The organism is Butyrivibrio sp. (assembly GCF_017635265.1).
GTDB lineage: Bacteria > Bacillota > Clostridia > Lachnospirales > Lachnospiraceae > Butyrivibrio.
This window is the reverse complement of the sequence record NZ_JAGBLU010000137.1, coordinates 1-17,335: the sequence shown is the minus strand read 5'-3', so window position 1 is coordinate 17,335 and position 17,335 is coordinate 1. Positions and strand designations below refer to the sequence as shown.

Genomic DNA, 17,335 nt, shown 5'->3' with positions numbered 1-17,335 from the left:
CCATATTTTATTCAGTTAATCAACATCTTGGAATTTCCAAGATAGCTCCGCGATTACCACTTGTTACAAGTTCGCGGTAACGGGCAAGATATCCTGTTGTAACCTTAGGTTCTCTTGGTTTCCAGTTCTTTCTTCTCTCAGCAAGTACTTCATCTGAAACCTTTACATTAAGAGAATTATTTGGAATATCTATACTTATGATATCTCCCTCTTCAATAAGAGCAATTGGTCCGCCTACAGCAGCTTCAGGAGAAACATGACCGATAGAAGCACCACGGCTTGCACCGGAAAATCTTCCATCAGTAATAAGCGCTACGGAAGAGCCAAGTCCCATTCCGGCAATTGCAGATGTAGGATTAAGCATCTCTCTCATACCGGGACCACCCTTTGGTCCCTCATACCTTATAACAACAACATCGCCTGAAACAATCTTACCACCAAGAATAGCTGCTATAGCATCTTCTTCACAATCAAATACTCTTGCAGGACCTTCATGAACCATCATTTCGGGTACTACTGCAGATTTCTTTACAATACCGGTATCCGGCGCGATATTTCCCTTAAGTACAGCAATTCCGCCAGAGAGCATGTATGGATTCTCAATAGGTCTTATAACTTCAGGGTTTAGGTTCTTTACTCCCTCAAGATTTTCAGCTATTGTTTTGCCAGTAACAGTAATAACATCTGTATTAAGAAGGTTTTTCTTAACAAGTTCAGACATAACGGCAAGAACACCACCTGCTTCATTTAAGTCTTCCATATATGTAGGACCGGCAGGAGCAAGATGACAAAGATTCGGCGTTCTGCTTGAAACTTCATTGGCAATTTCCATGTTAAGTTCAACACCTGCTTCATGCGCAATGGCCGGCAAATGAAGCATTGTATTTGTTGAGCATCCAAGTGCCATATCCATGGTAAGAGCATTCATGAAAGCTTCTTTTGTCATAATATCTTTTGGTCTGATATCTTTTTTAACAAGATCCATCACAGCATATCCTGCGCGCTTAGCAAGTCTGATTCTTGCTGAATATACAGCAGGAATTGTTCCATTTCCCGGAAGTCCCATTCCGATTGTCTCTGTGAGACAGTTCATAGAATTGGCAGTGTACATACCGGAGCATGAACCGCATGTAGGACATGCCTTTTCCTCATACTCACAAAGCTTTTCTTCAGTCATTTTACCTGCAGATACACTACCAACCGCCTCAAACATTGAAGAAAGAGATGTCTTATGTCCATCTACTCTTCCTGCCATCATCGGTCCACCTGAAACAAATACAGTAGGAATATTCACTCTTGCTGCAGCCATCAAAAGTCCGGGAACATTTTTATCACAGTTCGGAATGCACACCATGCCATCGAAAGCATGAGCTTTTGCAAGACATTCAGTACTGTCTGCGATAAGGTCTCTGGTTACCAGAGAATATTTCATTCCTATATGTCCCATAGCAATTCCGTCGCATACAGCAATAGCAGGTACTACAACCGGCATTCCTCCGGCTTCTGCTACTGCAAGCTTAACTGCCTCAGTGATCTTATCAAGATTCATGTGGCCCGGAACAATTTCATTGTAAGAGCTGACAATACCAATTAAGGGTTTTCTTCTCTCTTCTTCTGTGAAACCAAGTGCATTAAAAAGACTCCTGTGAGGTGCCTGCTGAAGTCCTTTCATAACTCTGTCGCTGTTCATTGTCATGATATTCTCCTCCTATTACTTTACATATAATACAAAGTCTTCACTTTCGTAAATGACTCGCATAGTCTTAAGATAATCCCAATTGATCGTCTCATTTGTCTGGTAAAACTTCCAAAAATCTTCCCCACTATATCCGCTTTGCAACATATCTTTATCGATAATGACCATGTCTGCATCATCAACATCTGTCTTGGTGCAGTCTATATCCCAGCCGAATTTCATAAGATATTGCTGATCACAGTCAAGTGCAGCCGGATTATTTTTTTTAAGCACATCTGCTATATAAAGTGTGTTAAAAAGCTCATTCTCCCTGTTTCCAAGCTGACAGTTAAAATCAGAACTTGTAACCCTGAATACAAATAAAACCGCTATAATTATTGTTGGAATATAAACTCCAAGTCCCGAATACCACTTTTCTCTTCTGGTAATTGTTTCAGTTTCCCTGGAAAGGATAGCATCACCGGATAAACCTGAAGTTTTCCTGTTATACAATCTTATGGTCACATTTATAAGCCTTTCCAATGTTGCACAAATACACAAAACAACAATAAAACTGCTGTAACCAAAAACCCTGAGATACGGGAGCTTCTTTTGAACTATAAGCATTATGCCGATAAACAAAAGATTAACTATGGCAACCAGATTGATAACCGTTCTGCTATATTCAAAATGCTTGAAGCATTCATATATCATGCATCCCATTCCCGCAATGATAAATATAAAAAGAACTGCTACAAGACCGGGAAGCATATAGTTTAACATGCTCATATTCCATCCGATATATCTCTGCCAGAACACATCAGGTTCAAGGCTTTGAATGTAAGGCTGTGAAAGCATATAATTAACGCCTGTTAAAAGAGCCTTCAAAGGACTTCTTAAAAGGACTGCCCCATGAGTCCAGCCATAAAACTCAGTTCCTTCTGTCTTAACCAAAAGATTAGAACCTATGGCAAGCCAGATTACAGAATATAAAAACAACGTAAAAAGCGCTGCCATAATGCCGGTAAAAATAAGTTTTATCAGCTTCTTTCTATAGATATTATCAGCCTTATTGTCATATACATTTTTACTTCTAAAAGCATTTATAAATAAGTACAATGCTCCGGACAGTCCCACTGGTATAACCCAGTAAACACTGCTTGGAACAGTGTAAAGACCTATAACAAGTACTCCAAATAATGAAAAATACAAATAATTCTTTTTTTCATTCAGACTGCATATCTGGCAAGTACAATAAATCGACAGCAAAAAACATAATGTAGCAAGTGTATAGCCCCTGCCCTGGACACTGTATTCATTAACAACCTGCATTGAAGCATAGAGTAATGCTGCTGCAAATGGAAGCCAATGGGAAAAGAATCTCTTACATATCCTATAGACCAGAATCAGGTTGCTTATAGCACAGACAAAAGAAACTCCCCTTAGACCAAAATATGAATTTCCAAACAGATCAATAATGGCTGAAAATACAGAATATCCAACATGATTATTGGGAAGCGGCCAATGAATTGCTGCGTATACAGGTCCCTTACTGATAAATGTGTAATAAGTATAAAGCTCATCATATTGTGGCGTTATGGCAAACATCCTCCACAAATAATATGCTCCCATACCTATTACCAAAAGAGTCATGGCTATAGTTTCCGGCTCATGCGGCAAAAAGTCATATATTTTCTTTTCTGTTTTTTCAACTGTTAACTCGTTCAGCAATCAGATCCCCCATTTTTCTGCAGCCGACTATCTCAAAAGATTCCTTCTCGTTAAGGCAGAGATCCTTTGTTCTGTAGCCTTCTTTAAGTACCTGCTTAACTGCATTTTCTATAGAATCGGCTTCTTTATCAAGATTAAATGAATACCTGAGCATCATAGCTGCCGAGAGAATTGTAGCTATCGGATTGGCTATATCTTTTCCTGCAATATCAGGTGCGCTTCCATGGCTTGGCTCATACAATCCAAAGCTGGAATCATTTAAAGAAGCACTTGGCAACATTCCGATTGAACCTGTTATCATGCTGGCTTCATCAGATAAAATATCTCCAAACATATTCTCTGTAAGAACCACATCAAATGAAGAAGGGCTCTTTACAAGCTGCATGGCACAGTTATCGACAAGCATATGCGAAAGCTCCACATCCGGATAATCTTCTCTGACTTCGTTGACAACCTTTCTCCAAAGTCTTGAAGAATCAAGGACATTAGCCTTATCAACACTGATAACCGACTTACGTCTTTTCCTGGCCACTTCAAAGGCCTTAATGGCAATACGTCTGATCTCGCTCTCTTTGTATACAAGACTGTCACAGGCAACAAGCTCTCCATCCACTTCTCTGGTAGATCTCTCACCAAAGTATAAGCCTCCTGTAAGCTCTCTCATAATCAGCATGTCAAAACCCTTTTCAGCCTCTTCCTTTTTTAAAGGACAAGCTTCCTTAAGCTCCGGATAAAGATATGCCGGTCTTAAATTGGCAAACAGATTAAGTGCTTTACGCAGCCCCAAAAGTCCTGCTTCAGGCCTCTTTGAAGGCTCCAGCTTATACCATGGAGACGTACTGGTGTCTCCGCCAATAGATCCCATAAGACACGCATCTGCTTTTTTACAGGCAGTTATCGTTTCATCCGTTAACGGCACACCATAGGCATCAATAGAACATCCTCCCATAAGAACATCCTTGTAAACTATTTCATGCCCATACTTTTCACATACCTTATCAAGAACCTTTTTTGCTTCTGTTACTATTTCAGGACCGATTCCATCTCCCGGAATACATGTAATATTCAGCTTCATCCCCTAGCTCCTTTGTAAAATATTTGCTTATAGAATAAGCCTGACCAGGGGCGCACCTTGGCCAGGCTTAAATCTGTCAATTATTTTTTCTTTGAGTCCTTACTATCTGATGCTGCAGCAGCAACTGCATCTTCAGGCTTCTCAACTTCGACAATAGCTTCCTTAACCATAGGAATACGACAGTTCTTGTTGTTACCAAATTCAACGATTACCATATCATCATTGATATCAATTACTGTGCCGATGAAACCGCCTGTTGTTCTAACGCTGTCTCCAACTGCAAGAGAAGCAAGCACCTGTGCTTTCTGCTTCTGCTCTTTTCTATTAGGGCGCATAAACAAGAAGTAGATAGCTACCATGAACACAGCATAAATAAGAATAGTTGTTATAAATGCCGTACTAGAAGTGCCGGTAGCCTCAGTAGTTAAAAATAATCCCATACCTTCCTCCAAAACTAGTTATATATACCAAACAATAATACTAAAAAGAAAACTCAAATTCAAGTAAATAAAAACATCAATTAAGATAAATCAATTTGGACTTGATTTTTCTTAACCTTTACGCCAGTTCCTCGCAATATTATAGTCCTGCGAAACGGGCTGTGAATCAAACTCAAGCATACCTTCAAGCTTTCTCTTCTTATAAGCAGAAAACTCACCTTTTTCAATAGCCTGCCTTATCTCTGTCATCATATGATTATAGAAATAAAGATTATGAAGAACGCAAAGTCTCATGCCAAGCATCTCACCAGCCTTAAGAAGGTGTCTGATGTAGGCTTTGGAATACCTTCTGCAGGCAGGACAGCCACATCCCTCTTCAATCGGAGTATCATCCATTTCATATCTGGCATTTAAAATATTGATATGCCCTCTGTTCGTATAAAGATGCCCATGTCGACCGTTTCTGCTTGGATATACACAGTCAAAGAAGTCAACGCCTCTTTCAACAGCTTCCAATATATTTGCAGGGGTCCCGACACCCATAAGATAAGTAGGCTTATTCTCAGGAAGAAATGGTACTACTGTGTCAAGCACGTGATACATTTCCTCATGAGACTCACCAACTGCAAGTCCTCCTACCGCATATCCGTCAAGATCAAATTCACTTATACGCTTTGCATGCTCAATTCTTATATCATCAAAGATTGCACCCTGATTTATTCCAAAAAGCATTTGATCATGATTAACCGTGTATTCAAGACCGTTTAATCTCTCCATCTCTTTTTTGCATCTAAGAAGCCATCTGGTAGTTCTGTCTACCGACATCTGAACATACTCATGCTCAGCCTTGGCTGACGGACATTCATCAAATGCCATTGCTATGGTGGAGCCCAGATGCGACTGAATCCTCATACTCTGTTCAGGTCCCATAAAAAGCTTGTGACCGTCTATGTGAGAATGAAAATATACACCTTCTTCTCTTATCTTACGGGTCTTGGCAAGAGAAAAGACCTGGAATCCGCCTGAATCCGTCAAAATGGGCTTGTTGCATGACATAAACTTATGCAGTCCGCCCATTCTGTAAACTAGCTCATCCCCCGGTCTTAAATGCAAATGATAAGTATTGGAAAGGACAACCTGAGTATCAATCCCCTCAAGGTCCTCTGTAGAAACTCCTCCTTTAATTGCTGCTACTGTGGCAACATTCATAAATACGGGAGTCTGGATAACGCCATGAACAGTTGTAAATTCAGCTCTTTTGGCGTTTCCATCCTTTTTTAATATTTTGTACATAAACTTCCTCAATCAACATAAGTGCTCCAGAACTCTTCCAGGCAGATATCATTTTCATACATAACAGTTGCTGCATCAACGCCAACGTATCTAAAGTGCCACGGCTCAAATTCAATGCTTGTAATATCCTCTTTACCAAGTGGATATCTTAATATAAATCCATACTTATAACTATTATCCGCAAGCCATTTACCGGCTGTTGTATCAGCAAAACCTTCATCAAGACTGGAATATCCGTCACAAATAATATCAATAGCAAGTCCTATCTGATGCTCAGAAGATCCCGGAACAGTAACCGCCTGAGACGCAAGATTATAAGCTTCCATATATGACATACCGCCATTCATGTACCTGTCAACCTTATTGGTAAAAAGCATTGTCTGACGATCCATATCTCTGTAGGGCGAGCAGATTATAAGATTAACGCCATCCTTACTGGCTGCCCTCATCATCTCCAGAAGCGGCGAGATAATTCTCTCATCGCAGCGCATGGAGCCGCTAATGGTTCCAAGCTGCACTTCATAATCATCTGGAATCGGATGCTGCTTATTTACCAGAATAATCTGCCAGTCATCACTGTCAAAAGAATAATCTGCCATTGTAGCTGCAAGCGGAACCTGCTGTTCTACTTCCTCAGATGAAATTATAGATTCCTCATCACTTACTTCACTACTCTCTGATGTGGCAGCCAAAATTTCCGATAAATTTGCTATATTATCAGAAACTGTATGCTCTGCCTCATTTGCATCAGGATTGTTACTGTCCATTGCCTCTTCAATAAGCGTTTCATCCACAGTTGTTACAGACAGCTCTGCCTGTGACTCATAACCAACAAGAGCTGACAAATTGTCTGTACTTTCACCTGTATAACCATCAATATTCATATCAGAATCAAAGCTGATATTAAGAGACATTGCAGGATAAGAAAAACTACTACTTGATACAAAGAAAAGCAGGATGCACGCAAGACTTATAAATCTCTTTGCATTGCTATAGAAATAAAACAAAAAGTTGTAGCCTGTAATTGATATTACTGCATAGGCAAGTCCTAAAAAGGAAAGAGCCTTATGTTTTCTATTAAATTTTTGAACATTGAAAATTATCTTTTCCTTATGAGATAACTTTCTCTGCAAGTTACTGGCATTCATATCGGAAATCCCCTCTTATTTCAGATATCAAGCGCTGACTATACTATAGATGTAAAACATATGCTAAAGTCCGTTTCCTTCAGCATCTAAAAATCATTATATAACTTATTCACACAAAATTCACTATTTTTTCTAGAAGAAATCTTATCCATGGGAAACAGGGAATCAGACAGGAAATATTTCCCTAAAAGGTTCCGATATTATAGTGCTTTAACTGACGTAAAAAAGCCTGGCTCCGGAAGAGAATAACGATACAAGGCTCCTCTTACTTTATATTTCCGATTATTTCTTATAAAAACCAATTATATTCTCTGCTCTGGAAAGCATATTTGACATCAAAAGATCCAGTGTACAAAGAGCACACATACTCTCCACCACTACCACAGCTCTTGGAACCACAACAGGGTCGTGTCGCCCATGGATACTCACCTGAATATTTTCTCCTGACTTATTAACAGTATTCTGAGTTTTGGCAATGCTCGGAGTTGGCTTAAAATAAACTCTGAATACAATTTCGCTTCCATCAGAAATACCACCAAGAATACCACCTGCGTGATTGGTTTGTTTTTCAACAGAACTATCTCTCATCACAAACTCATCGTTATTTTCAGAGCCTTTATACTTTGAAACTCTGGTTCCATCACCTATTTCAACTGCTTTAACAGCGCCTATACTCATAACAGCATGAGCAATAACAGCATCAAGCTTATCAAATACAGGCTCTCCAACCCCTGCAGGAAGACCTGTAACATGGCATTCCACCACTCCACCTACAGAATCCATTTCTTCTTTACACTTGGAAATAAGTTCCATCGCTCTTTTATCTGCTTCAGCATCAGGCATTGCTGTCGGAGTCAAAAGAATATTCTTTTCATCAAATTTCTTTTCATCAATCTCGACATCACCGATTGCTCTGGTAAATGCCATAACTTTAATGCCCATCTCGTTAAGGAGTTTACTGCAAAGCGCGCCTGCAGCAACTCTTCCTATAGTCTCTCTTCCGGAGGAACGTCCGCCTCCTCTGTAGTCCCTGAAACCAAATTTTTCATCAAAACCAAAATCCGCATGTCCGGGCCTGTAGTACCCGGCAATCTCGCTATAATCACCTGATCTTTGGGATGTGTTTTTTACCATCATTGAAATTGGAGTTCCGGTGGTCTTTCCCTCAAAAATTCCGGAAAGGATTTCTACTTCATCCCCCTCTTTTCTGGAAGTAGTAGCCGCAGAAGTACCGGGCTTTCTGCGATCAAGGAACTTTTGTACGTCATTTTCAAAAAGCTCCATTCCTGCTGGAAATCCGTCAACCACAACTCCAAGAGCTCTTCCATGAGATTCTCCCCATGTAGATATTTTAATATTTTTTCCAAAAATAGAGCCTGCCATATAATCATCCCCTGAAAACGTAAATTTAGTAATCAAGAGAAATTATATCACAGGCATTCTTGCAATAGATATATTTTTATAGCAAAAGATAGATGTATTCAACCGGCGTCAATCAGTTTCTCGAGAGTATCAAATAGAACTGCCGGTTCGACAGGCTTACTTAAATGCGCATTAAGTCCTGCCTGAAGGCTTTGCTGAACATCTTCATCAAAGGCGTTTGCAGTAAGTGCAATAATAGGAATAGTTAGTGAATCTGCTTTATTTCTGCTACGGATAATCTTGGACGCTGTAAGTCCATCCATCAAAGGCATCCTCATATCCATAAGTACGGCATCATAGTATCCTTCAGGTTTGGAATCATAAAGGTCAACAGCAGCCTTACCGTTGATTGCATGATCCGCTTCTATTCCGCGCATAGACAAAACTTTAAGCATAATCTGGGCATTGACCTCAATATCTTCAGCCAAAAGTATATGTCTTCCTTCAAGAGCAGCCTTGGTTTTTATTCCTTTGGCAAATTCTCTTTTCATCTGAAGCACATTTTTAAACTCATTTATGAGGTTTTCGGTAAACAGCGGCTTGGCGATAAAGCTGTCTACACCGGCCTGTGTTGCCTCCTCATAAATATCATCCCAGTTATATGCCGTAAGTATAATAACAGCCGTATCCTGTCCAATTAAAGCTCTTATCTGTTTGGTAGTTTCAAGGCCGTCCATTTCTGGCATTTGCCAATCGACGATGATAAGATTATATGGTTCCTGCCTTGCCTGAGAGAGCTTTACCATCTCCAAAGCTTCACTCCCCGATTTTGCAATATCAGTTTCTATTCCAACCTGAGACATAACAAGCTTTGCATGATCACAGGCAAGAGGATCATCATCAATAACCAAAACCTTCATGTCATTAGGATGAATTTCGGTGTCATTGTCACTTTCAAGCTTTCTGGCAGAATCCTTTAGCGTAACATTTACATAAAATGTAGTTCCGACACCCTTGGCACTCTCAACCAATATTTCACCGTTCATCATATCTACAATACGTTTGGTAATAGCCATTCCAAGGCCGGAGCTGCCATACTTATTGGTGCTTCCTGCATTTTCCTGACTGAAAGTATCAAAAATCTTAGGAAGATATTCCTCGCTCATTCCGATGCCGGTATCACTTATTTTAAATTGAAGAGCGGTTTTTCCGTTGAAGCCGCCTTTCTTTTCTACGGTGAAATCAATTTTGCCACCCTCCGGCGTAAACTTTACAGCATTCCCGAGAATATTTATAAGTACCTGCCTTAGCTTTACACTGTCTCCAATATAATAATCATTAAGATGACCGCTTAACCTGCAATTATATTCGAGTCCCTTTTCCTTACACTGTCCGCTGAAAATAACATTAATCTGCTCCAGCATTTTAGAAAAAGCAAACTCTTCATTCTTTAAGGTCATGCGTCCCGACTCAATCCTCGACATATCAAGAATATCATTTATAAGGCTAAGGAGATGCTGCGCACTGCTGCCTATCTTTTCGAGATAATCTTTTGTAGTTTCAGAAATATCCGGTTCATTCAGAGCCAGCGAATCGAGACCTATTATAGCATTCATAGGAGTACGGATCTCATGGCTCATACTTGAAAGAAATACTGTTTTTGCCCGGCTTGCTTCTTCAGCGGTTTTCAATGCATCTGAAAGAGCCTGATTTTTGGCAAGAGAATCTCTCATCTCTTCGTCTATATCTGTAAATCCAACACCGACAGCATTTATCACATCTGCAGTATGTTTATCGTTATTGTTGACATCCGCCATTCGAAGCATTTCATAGCTTTCATTGTCGCCTTTTTTTACCAGATATCTGAATGCAATTATTGAGTTACTTTTTAAAGCCTCTCTTATATTTTCGGGCTTGATAAAATCAAGGAACTGCTTTCGATAGTCTTCTGCAACGTAACTATTTCCATATTCTGAAAATGCCTTGGAAAAAGAAAATACATCATCTTTGGCCACATTGTCACCTTCTGAAGAATCTTTTCTAAAACATGTAGCCATATCTTTATCCAAATTGACATAATAAACACTTCTGTAATCTGAAGCCAGAGCATTAATCATCTTGTCAAGTCTTGCTCTTTGTTTTTCCTGCTCCAAAAGTTCGTCCTGCAAAGCAATTCTCTCTTCAAGCTCCTGCTGCATAACTTCCGATGTTTCCTTTTCCGCAGAAAGCTTTGCAGCTTTTCTTGTCTGAATGAGCATTACTGTAAAAACACCTATCAGAACAAGTGTAGTAATAAGAGCCATTCCAAAGCTTCTCATAATGATTCCCTTTGAAATAGCATCAATCTGACTGCTGATAACACTTTCTCTGATAAGATAAGTAAGCATCCAATCAGTTCTGTGAACAGGAACATAGTACATTGTTTCTTTTATATTGTTATAGGTAAAAGAAGCAACGCCGGTAGTACCAACTGAAAAATCCTTCTTTATATTTTCAATGTTATAGCCTTTTTCAAACTCCGCATTATTAAGCGCTGTAAGTAAACTTTCTTCATTGGAAAGTCCCCCGAGAACAGTTTTGGTTAAAGAGATTCCATCCTTGGTATACAGATTACAAAAAGTCGTATTATTAGAACCTGACCGAAGAGATATAGTATCAAGCATTTCCTGTATATCAATCTCCATAAAGCACACAACAAGGAGCTGCCCTTCATAGGAAAGCTGATCTGTCGGCATAGCAACAACCACCTTAATATCTTCGCCATTTTCATTTTTTAAAGATATCTCCGGCTCTGAAAGTGTTTTATAGTCAAAGCCATACTGATCAATGTCGGTTCTGGTACCTCTGGAAGTGTAGATTAATCCATTTTCATCCACAAAAGCAAATTTCTCCAGACCATAGAGTTGCTTCATACGCAGCTGATAAGCCTGGAGTTTTTCGGTGCTGCTCAAATCATCAGGAGTAATAAGTCCGACAGCTACATCAAGATCACTTATATAGTCGCTAAGTGTCGAAGCAACTACCTGTTCTCTTCTTCCTGCCAATTCTTCCAAATAAAGGAGACTTACATTGCGCACTGCCTGTTCTGTATCTCTACTGGCACTTCGTCCCGACCATACCATACCCAATACAAGTATAGCAGCGACCACAATGCTCCCAATGACTGCAACAGCCATTATTTTTTTTAAGTTTACACCTTTCATCCTGCACCTCCACCCTCATAAAGGTCTACAGAATTAAAGCTTATGAAAAACAATACAATTTGGTCTTGAAACCGGCATTTCCGGTCCGTTCATTACCATGGTTCCTTTATCCATATCAACTGTAAAGAATGTAAGCGAATCAGATTCATGATTCAGAGAAACCAAGTGCTTATTGTCAGGAAAAAGAGCTGCATCCTTTGGATATTCTCCCGCAACAGGAAGCTGAATCTTATTGGTAATAAGCCCCGTTTCTTTATCAACCTTAAATACAAGAGCATTGTTTTCTCCTGCAGTAGAGCTTACAAGATAGTTGTAATCTTCGGAAAAAGTAAGGGCACTGCTGGCAACGCCGATTGAATCTGCCTCCTCTGAAGTCGGAACCGACTGAATCTTTTCAAATTCGGGATCACCGTCCTTATCTTCATAAGAATATACTTCTATGCAACATTTCTGTTCAAGGCATACATACAAAAACTTACCTTCCTTTGAGAACTGCATATGTCTTGGTGAAGATTCCTGATCACAATGGATAACATCCACTTCCTTGATTTTACCTGTTTCCATATCAAGTGAATAAACATTGATTCTGTCCATTCCAAGATCTGCTGCCAGAAGATACTTATTATCCTTGGTTACTTTTATACACTGCACATGAGGAACATGGTTTCGTCCTGCCGCTGTACCAAGTCCCTTGTGATATTTTTCATCTGTGATTTCTCCGATACTGCCATCTTCATTAAGCCTTAAAATGGTAACCTTTCCATCATGGTAACCTGCAGTAATAAGGAACTTATCACTCTGATCCATATTAAGGTAGCATCCACGCATACCGTTTATTGAGGCCTCATTTAAAAACTCCAAGCTTCCATCCTTTAGGATATGATAAGATTCAACTCCTGCATCAGTTATGGAATAAAGAGTTTTGTTATCATGTGAAATACCAATATATGAAGAATTAGTGATCTCAACTTTCTGTTTTTCGGATAGACGTCCGTTCTCAAGATCAACATCATATATTCTTATTCCATACTTTGTTCCAAGTCCTGATGTATAGCTTGAAACATATGCTACATATTTATCCTTACCAGCCATTTGCCTGTTTGCCTCCTAGAGTCACATATTTTCTACATTTTATCACAAGAAAATAAAACTTTAAATGCCACTTTTATTATATTTTTCAATCATTTCCCTGATTTTTAACTGTGGTCTTGAAAGTTCATGCATTGATTCGCCCTTACTGATGGTATCTATAGCCAGTGCTACATATCGATTCATATTTACACTGTAATAGTACTCTTTTTCCAGCATTTCTTTTTTCTGATGAATCAGATTTGTTGTAAAAATCTTCTCGAACCAGCCTTTTTCGTATGCCTTATCAAACTCTGAAAAACCTTTGGAGAACAACCCGAATGTTGCAAATACAAAAACTCTTTTCACTCCTCTTTCCTTGAGCTGTGCACACACATCAAGCATACTGTTTCCGGAAACTATCATATCGTCAATTACTATAGCATCCATGCCTTCAATGTTTCCGCCGCAAAAATCGTGGGCAACTATAGGATTGGAACCATCAACAATACTGCTATAATCTCTTCTTTTATAAAACATTCCAAGATTTATTCCATATACCGAAGAAAGAAAAACCGCACGCTCCGTTGCTCCTTCATCAGGTGCTATAATGATCATATTTTTTGGATCAATTTTAATATCTTCATATTCAGTTAAAAGAGCCTGTGTAAACTGAAGAGACGGTGAAATATTTTCAAATCCGTTAAGAGGAACAACATTTTGCATTCTGGGATCATGGGCATCAAAAGTTACCAGGTTATGAACGCCCATAGCTTCAAGCTCCCTTAACATCATCGCACAATCAAGCGACTCTCTTAAAATTTTTCTATGTTGCCTGCTCTCATACAAAAAAGGCATAACAACAGTAATACTCGCCGCTTTACCATTACATGCGCAGATCACCCGTTTTAAATCCTGATAATGATCATCAGGAGACATCCTGTTATACTCACCGTCAAATTTATACTTTATAGAACTGTTGGTGACATCAACCAATATAAAAATGTCCCTGTCTCGAACTGATTCATTTATAATCGCCTTTCCTTCTCCGCTTGAGAACCTTGGGCAGGAGCATTCAATCAAAAAACCTGACTCACCTCTCCATTCGCACAGTATCTGATCTATTCTTTTAGCAGACTCAGCAAAGGATTCAAGTGCTATAATTCCAAGTTTTTCGTTCATAAGTTAATTCCTTCCAACCAATAGTTAGCAACAGAACGTTTACATTTAGATTATATAACAAAGATTCCTCTTATTGACCTTATTTCTGTACACTTTATGAATTTTTAACACTAATAACATATAATAATGTCATAATGTTATTACTCAAACAAAAACATAAAAATGAAAGAAAGATTAAAAACATGAATAATAATAAAAAGAAAACAAACTATTTACTGCCTTTTACATTGTTACTGTTATTTGCCCTTATAGCAGCATTGTATTTTTCCAAAGGCTTCAATTCATCTGAAAATGAAATAACCTCAACATCAAAAAATGATTCTTTCGTCATTACAAATCTAAATGTAGGGAAAGCTGACTGCGCAGTTTTAGAGTACAAAAACTATGTTGGTCTGATAGACGCCGGAACTTATGAAGCTTTCGAGACAATTGATAAATTCCTCAAAGATAATTCAATTTCGAAAATTGATTTTATGATCCTTACTCACTATGATCAGGATCATATCGGCAGCGCTGTAAACATACTTAATTCTTACGAAGTATCAAGCATTTATCTTCCTGATTACGTAAGCCAAAAAGAATATTATGCCGGACTGATGGAAGCAGTAGAAAATAAAGACAATGTATTTTTCATTGATAACAACATGTCTTTTGGCTATGAAGATCTGTATATAGATTTATATCCCGCATCTGACCCTGATTCTCTTTTGGAAGATTCCAAAAACATGGATAATAACATGTCTCTTGTATCAATGATAACCTTTGGCGGTAAAAAATTTCTTTTTACCGGAGATATTGAAAAAGACAGAATTAAACAGCTTTTGGACGAACAATTGGATTTAAGCGCTGACTATATCAAAATGCCTCACCACGGAGGATATGAAAAAAACAGCGAACAACTTCTTAGTGCAGTCTCACCTGAAATTGCAGTTATAAGTACTTCAGGCGAAAGACCTGCCGACGAAAAGCTTACTGCACTTCTTTCTTCCATGAATATAGAAACATATGATACCACTTACGGAAACATAGTTATTTATTGCAATGAAGATAGCATAAAAGCTGAGCAAAAAAGTAATTGACACTATTCTAAACTTTATTAAAATAAAGTAGATTACAATTTATACTTTTTTAATATTTAGGAGCACAAAAATGAGTAAAGACCTGATTACCCTTGATCATATCAGCAAATCGTTCGACGGACAGTTAATTCTTGACGACCTTAGTCTTTCTATATATGAAAATTCATTTGTTACACTTTTAGGTCCGAGCGGCTGCGGCAAAACCACGACTCTTAGGATAATAGGAGGTTTTGAAACTCCCGACAAGGGGCATGTTATCTTCGATGGAAAAGATATTACAAGCCTTTCTCCCAACAAAAGACAGCTTAATACCGTCTTTCAGAAGTATGCTCTTTTTACACATATGACTGTAGCTGAAAATATAGCTTTTGGCCTTAAAATCAAGAATAAATCCGACAGCTACATTAAGGATAAGATAAAATATGCCCTTAAGCTTGTTAACCTTGAAGGATACGAAAACAGAAGTCCCGAATCTTTATCAGGCGGCCAACAGCAGCGTATAGCAATTGCCAGAGCTATTGTCAATGAACCTAAAGTTCTTTTACTTGATGAACCTTTAGGGGCTCTTGACCTCAAAATGCGTCAGGACATGCAGTACGAGCTAAAAAGGTTAAAGGAAGAGCTTGGAATCACATTTATTTATGTTACACATGACCAGGAAGAAGCTCTTACAATGTCTGATCATATCGTAGTTATGAATCAGGGTTATATACAACAGGAAGGTTCACCGGAAAAAATTTATAATGAGCCTGAAAATGCGTTTGTCGCAGACTTTATTGGCGACAGCAACATTATAAGAGCAACAATGATAAGAGATGAACTTGTAGAAATCCTTGGTTCCAAATTTGCATGTGTTGATAAAGGTTTCGGTGAAAATAAGCCTGTTGACGTTGTCATAAGACCTGAAGATGTAGAACTGGTATCACCTGAAAACGGAACATTAAAAGGAGTCGTTACCGGTCTTACTTTCAAAGGTGTTCACTACGAAATGGATGTTGAAGTTAACGGCAGAGAACTTCTTGTACACTCGACCAGACTTTCCCCGGTGGGAACAAATGTAGGAATAAATGTAGATCCTTACAATATTCAGATTATGAATGTACCTGAATCTGAAGACGAGGAGGCCATCAGTGAAACTATTTAAAAACAAAAACACTGCTCCTCTTCTATCATCACCATACATTGCATGGGCATTCATTTTTATTCTGGTTCCTCTTGCCATGGTTATATACTACGGTTTTACCAATGAAGACGGACAACTTACTTTTGAAAATATAGCTACAATTGCCAAACCCGGATATCTGAAAGCGCTTATAAGATCACTAAGACTGGCTATTATCAGTACTTTGGTATGTTTACTTTTATCATACCCCCTTGGAATAATCTTATCTTCCATGAAACTGACCAGAAATACCTATATAGTTACCCTTTTTATTCTTCCGATGTGGATGAACTTTCTTTTGAGAACTCTTACATGGATGACCCTTTTAGAGGGAAAAGGTGTGATCAATACCATACTTGAAACTTTTCATCTACCAACCATGAACATAATCAATACGCCATCCGCTATAGTTCTTGGTATGGTGTATAACTTTTTGCCGTTTATGATTCTTCCGATCTACAACTCACTGAGCAAAATAGATGAAAATGTCATAAATGCCGCAAGAGATTTAGGTGCGGACTCATTACAGACTTTTCTTAAGATTACTTTACCGCTTTCTCTTCCGGGAGTTATCAGCGGTGTGACGATGGTGTTCATTCCTGCGCTGACTACCTTTGCTATTTCCTCTATGCTTGGTGGTTCCAAGATACTTCTTATCGGAAATATCATTGAACAGGAATTTACACAGCTTTATGACTGGCACCTGGGAAGTGGACTTTCAATTGTTCTTATGATCTTTATTTTCATAAACATGATCATAGAAAACCTTTCAGATCATAAAGTCCAGCTAAGAAATGTCAAGGAGTAAATTGAAAATGTTAGAAATTAGCCATTACCTGCATTTTGGGTAACCTTAATAAAGCTAATTCATTTATAGCACATTGAAAATGACAAATTAGATATCAGGCAGCTTTTGT

General features: G+C 38.6%; 13 protein-coding genes. 3 read left to right on the top strand and 10 right to left on the bottom strand.

Features of this window, described 5'->3' with window-relative positions; genetic code table 11:
* Nucleotides 1–19: 19 nt before the first annotated feature.
* From ilvD to J6O61_RS16845, 10 genes are all read right to left on the bottom strand, one after another.
* On the bottom strand, nt 20–1,690 hold the full coding sequence (ilvD, locus tag J6O61_RS16890) for a dihydroxy-acid dehydratase (RefSeq protein ID WP_292215600.1): 1,671 nt from the start codon (nt 1,688–1,690) through the stop codon (nt 20–22).
* A 21-nt stretch (nt 1,691–1,711) separates the two neighbouring features.
* On the bottom strand, nt 1,712–3,406 hold the full coding sequence (locus J6O61_RS16885) for a glycosyltransferase family 39 protein (protein WP_292215487.1): 1,695 nt from the start codon (nt 3,404–3,406) through the stop codon (nt 1,712–1,714).
* Nucleotides 3,384–4,481 carry a 3-isopropylmalate dehydrogenase gene (gene leuB, locus J6O61_RS16880; RefSeq protein ID WP_292215486.1) on the bottom strand — a complete coding sequence of 366 codons (1,098 nt, stop codon included), beginning with the start codon at nt 4,479–4,481 and terminating at the stop codon, nt 3,384–3,386. The genes J6O61_RS16885 and leuB overlap by 23 nt, the downstream gene beginning before the upstream one ends.
* Before the next feature lie 80 nt (nt 4,482–4,561).
* Complete coding sequence (yajC, locus tag J6O61_RS16875) at nt 4,562–4,921, bottom strand: preprotein translocase subunit YajC (RefSeq protein WP_292215485.1); 360 nt, start codon at nt 4,919–4,921, stop codon at nt 4,562–4,564.
* A 111-nt stretch (nt 4,922–5,032) separates the two neighbouring features.
* Nucleotides 5,033–6,214: a tRNA guanosine(34) transglycosylase Tgt gene (tgt, locus tag J6O61_RS16870; protein WP_292215484.1), complete on the bottom strand. Its 1,182-nt coding sequence runs from the start codon at nt 6,212–6,214 to the stop codon at nt 5,033–5,035.
* A gap of 8 nt (nt 6,215–6,222) precedes the next feature.
* Nucleotides 6,223–7,362, bottom strand: a complete 1,140-nt coding sequence (locus tag J6O61_RS16865) for a M15 family metallopeptidase (RefSeq protein ID WP_292215483.1) — start codon at nt 7,360–7,362, stop codon at nt 6,223–6,225.
* 282 nt (nt 7,363–7,644) lie between these two features.
* Nucleotides 7,645–8,745, bottom strand: coding sequence for a chorismate synthase (aroC, locus tag J6O61_RS16860; RefSeq protein ID WP_292215482.1), 1,101 nt, complete (start codon nt 8,743–8,745; stop codon nt 7,645–7,647).
* Nucleotides 8,746–8,843: 98 nt separating this feature from the next.
* Entirely contained in the window at nt 8,844–11,927 is a 3,084-nt protein-coding gene (locus J6O61_RS16855; protein ID WP_292215481.1) for a response regulator, read from the bottom strand.
* A 33-nt stretch (nt 11,928–11,960) separates the two neighbouring features.
* On the bottom strand, nt 11,961–13,019 hold the full coding sequence (locus J6O61_RS16850) for a lactonase family protein (protein WP_292215480.1): 1,059 nt from the start codon (nt 13,017–13,019) through the stop codon (nt 11,961–11,963).
* Between the two features lie 60 nt (nt 13,020–13,079).
* Nucleotides 13,080–14,177 carry a ribose-phosphate pyrophosphokinase gene (locus tag J6O61_RS16845; RefSeq protein ID WP_292215479.1) on the bottom strand — a complete coding sequence of 366 codons (1,098 nt, stop codon included), beginning with the start codon at nt 14,175–14,177 and terminating at the stop codon, nt 13,080–13,082.
* Nucleotides 14,178–14,359: 182 nt separating this feature from the next.
* Between J6O61_RS16845 and J6O61_RS16840 the strand changes: the two genes are divergently transcribed.
* The 3 genes from J6O61_RS16840 (at nt 14,360) to J6O61_RS16830 (ending at nt 17,226) form a co-directional block, all read left to right on the top strand.
* A complete protein-coding gene (locus J6O61_RS16840; RefSeq protein ID WP_292215478.1) occupies nt 14,360–15,256 on the top strand; it encodes a ComEC/Rec2 family competence protein in 897 nt (298 codons plus the stop codon).
* A gap of 70 nt (nt 15,257–15,326) precedes the next feature.
* Nucleotides 15,327–16,400 carry an ABC transporter ATP-binding protein gene (locus J6O61_RS16835; RefSeq protein WP_292215477.1) on the top strand — a complete coding sequence of 358 codons (1,074 nt, stop codon included), beginning with the start codon at nt 15,327–15,329 and terminating at the stop codon, nt 16,398–16,400.
* Nucleotides 16,387–17,226, top strand: a complete 840-nt coding sequence (locus tag J6O61_RS16830; protein WP_292215476.1) for an ABC transporter permease — start codon at nt 16,387–16,389, stop codon at nt 17,224–17,226. The genes J6O61_RS16835 and J6O61_RS16830 overlap by 14 nt, the downstream gene beginning before the upstream one ends.
* The last annotated feature ends 109 nt before the right edge of the window (nt 17,227–17,335 follow it).

Coding starts and splice junctions, on each gene's coding strand:
- J6O61_RS16840 (WP_292215478.1), top strand. CDS start 14,360: ATGAATAATAATAAAAAGAAAACAAACTATTTACTGCCTTTTACATTG.
- leuB (WP_292215486.1), bottom strand. CDS start 4,481: ATGAAGCTGAATATTACATGTATTCCGGGAGATGGAATCGGTCCTGAA.
- yajC (WP_292215485.1), bottom strand. CDS start 4,921: ATGGGATTATTTTTAACTACTGAGGCTACCGGCACTTCTAGTACGGCA.
- J6O61_RS16855 (WP_292215481.1), bottom strand. CDS start 11,927: ATGAAAGGTGTAAACTTAAAAAAAATAATGGCTGTTGCAGTCATTGGG.
- ilvD (WP_292215600.1), bottom strand. CDS start 1,690: ATGAACAGCGACAGAGTTATGAAAGGACTTCAGCAGGCACCTCACAGG.
- tgt (WP_292215484.1), bottom strand. CDS start 6,214: ATGTACAAAATATTAAAAAAGGATGGAAACGCCAAAAGAGCTGAATTT.
- J6O61_RS16835 (WP_292215477.1), top strand. CDS start 15,327: ATGAGTAAAGACCTGATTACCCTTGATCATATCAGCAAATCGTTCGAC.
- J6O61_RS16865 (WP_292215483.1), bottom strand. CDS start 7,362: ATGAATGCCAGTAACTTGCAGAGAAAGTTATCTCATAAGGAAAAGATA.
- J6O61_RS16850 (WP_292215480.1), bottom strand. CDS start 13,019: ATGGCTGGTAAGGATAAATATGTAGCATATGTTTCAAGCTATACATCA.
- aroC (WP_292215482.1), bottom strand. CDS start 8,745: ATGGCAGGCTCTATTTTTGGAAAAAATATTAAAATATCTACATGGGGA.
- J6O61_RS16845 (WP_292215479.1), bottom strand. CDS start 14,177: ATGAACGAAAAACTTGGAATTATAGCACTTGAATCCTTTGCTGAGTCT.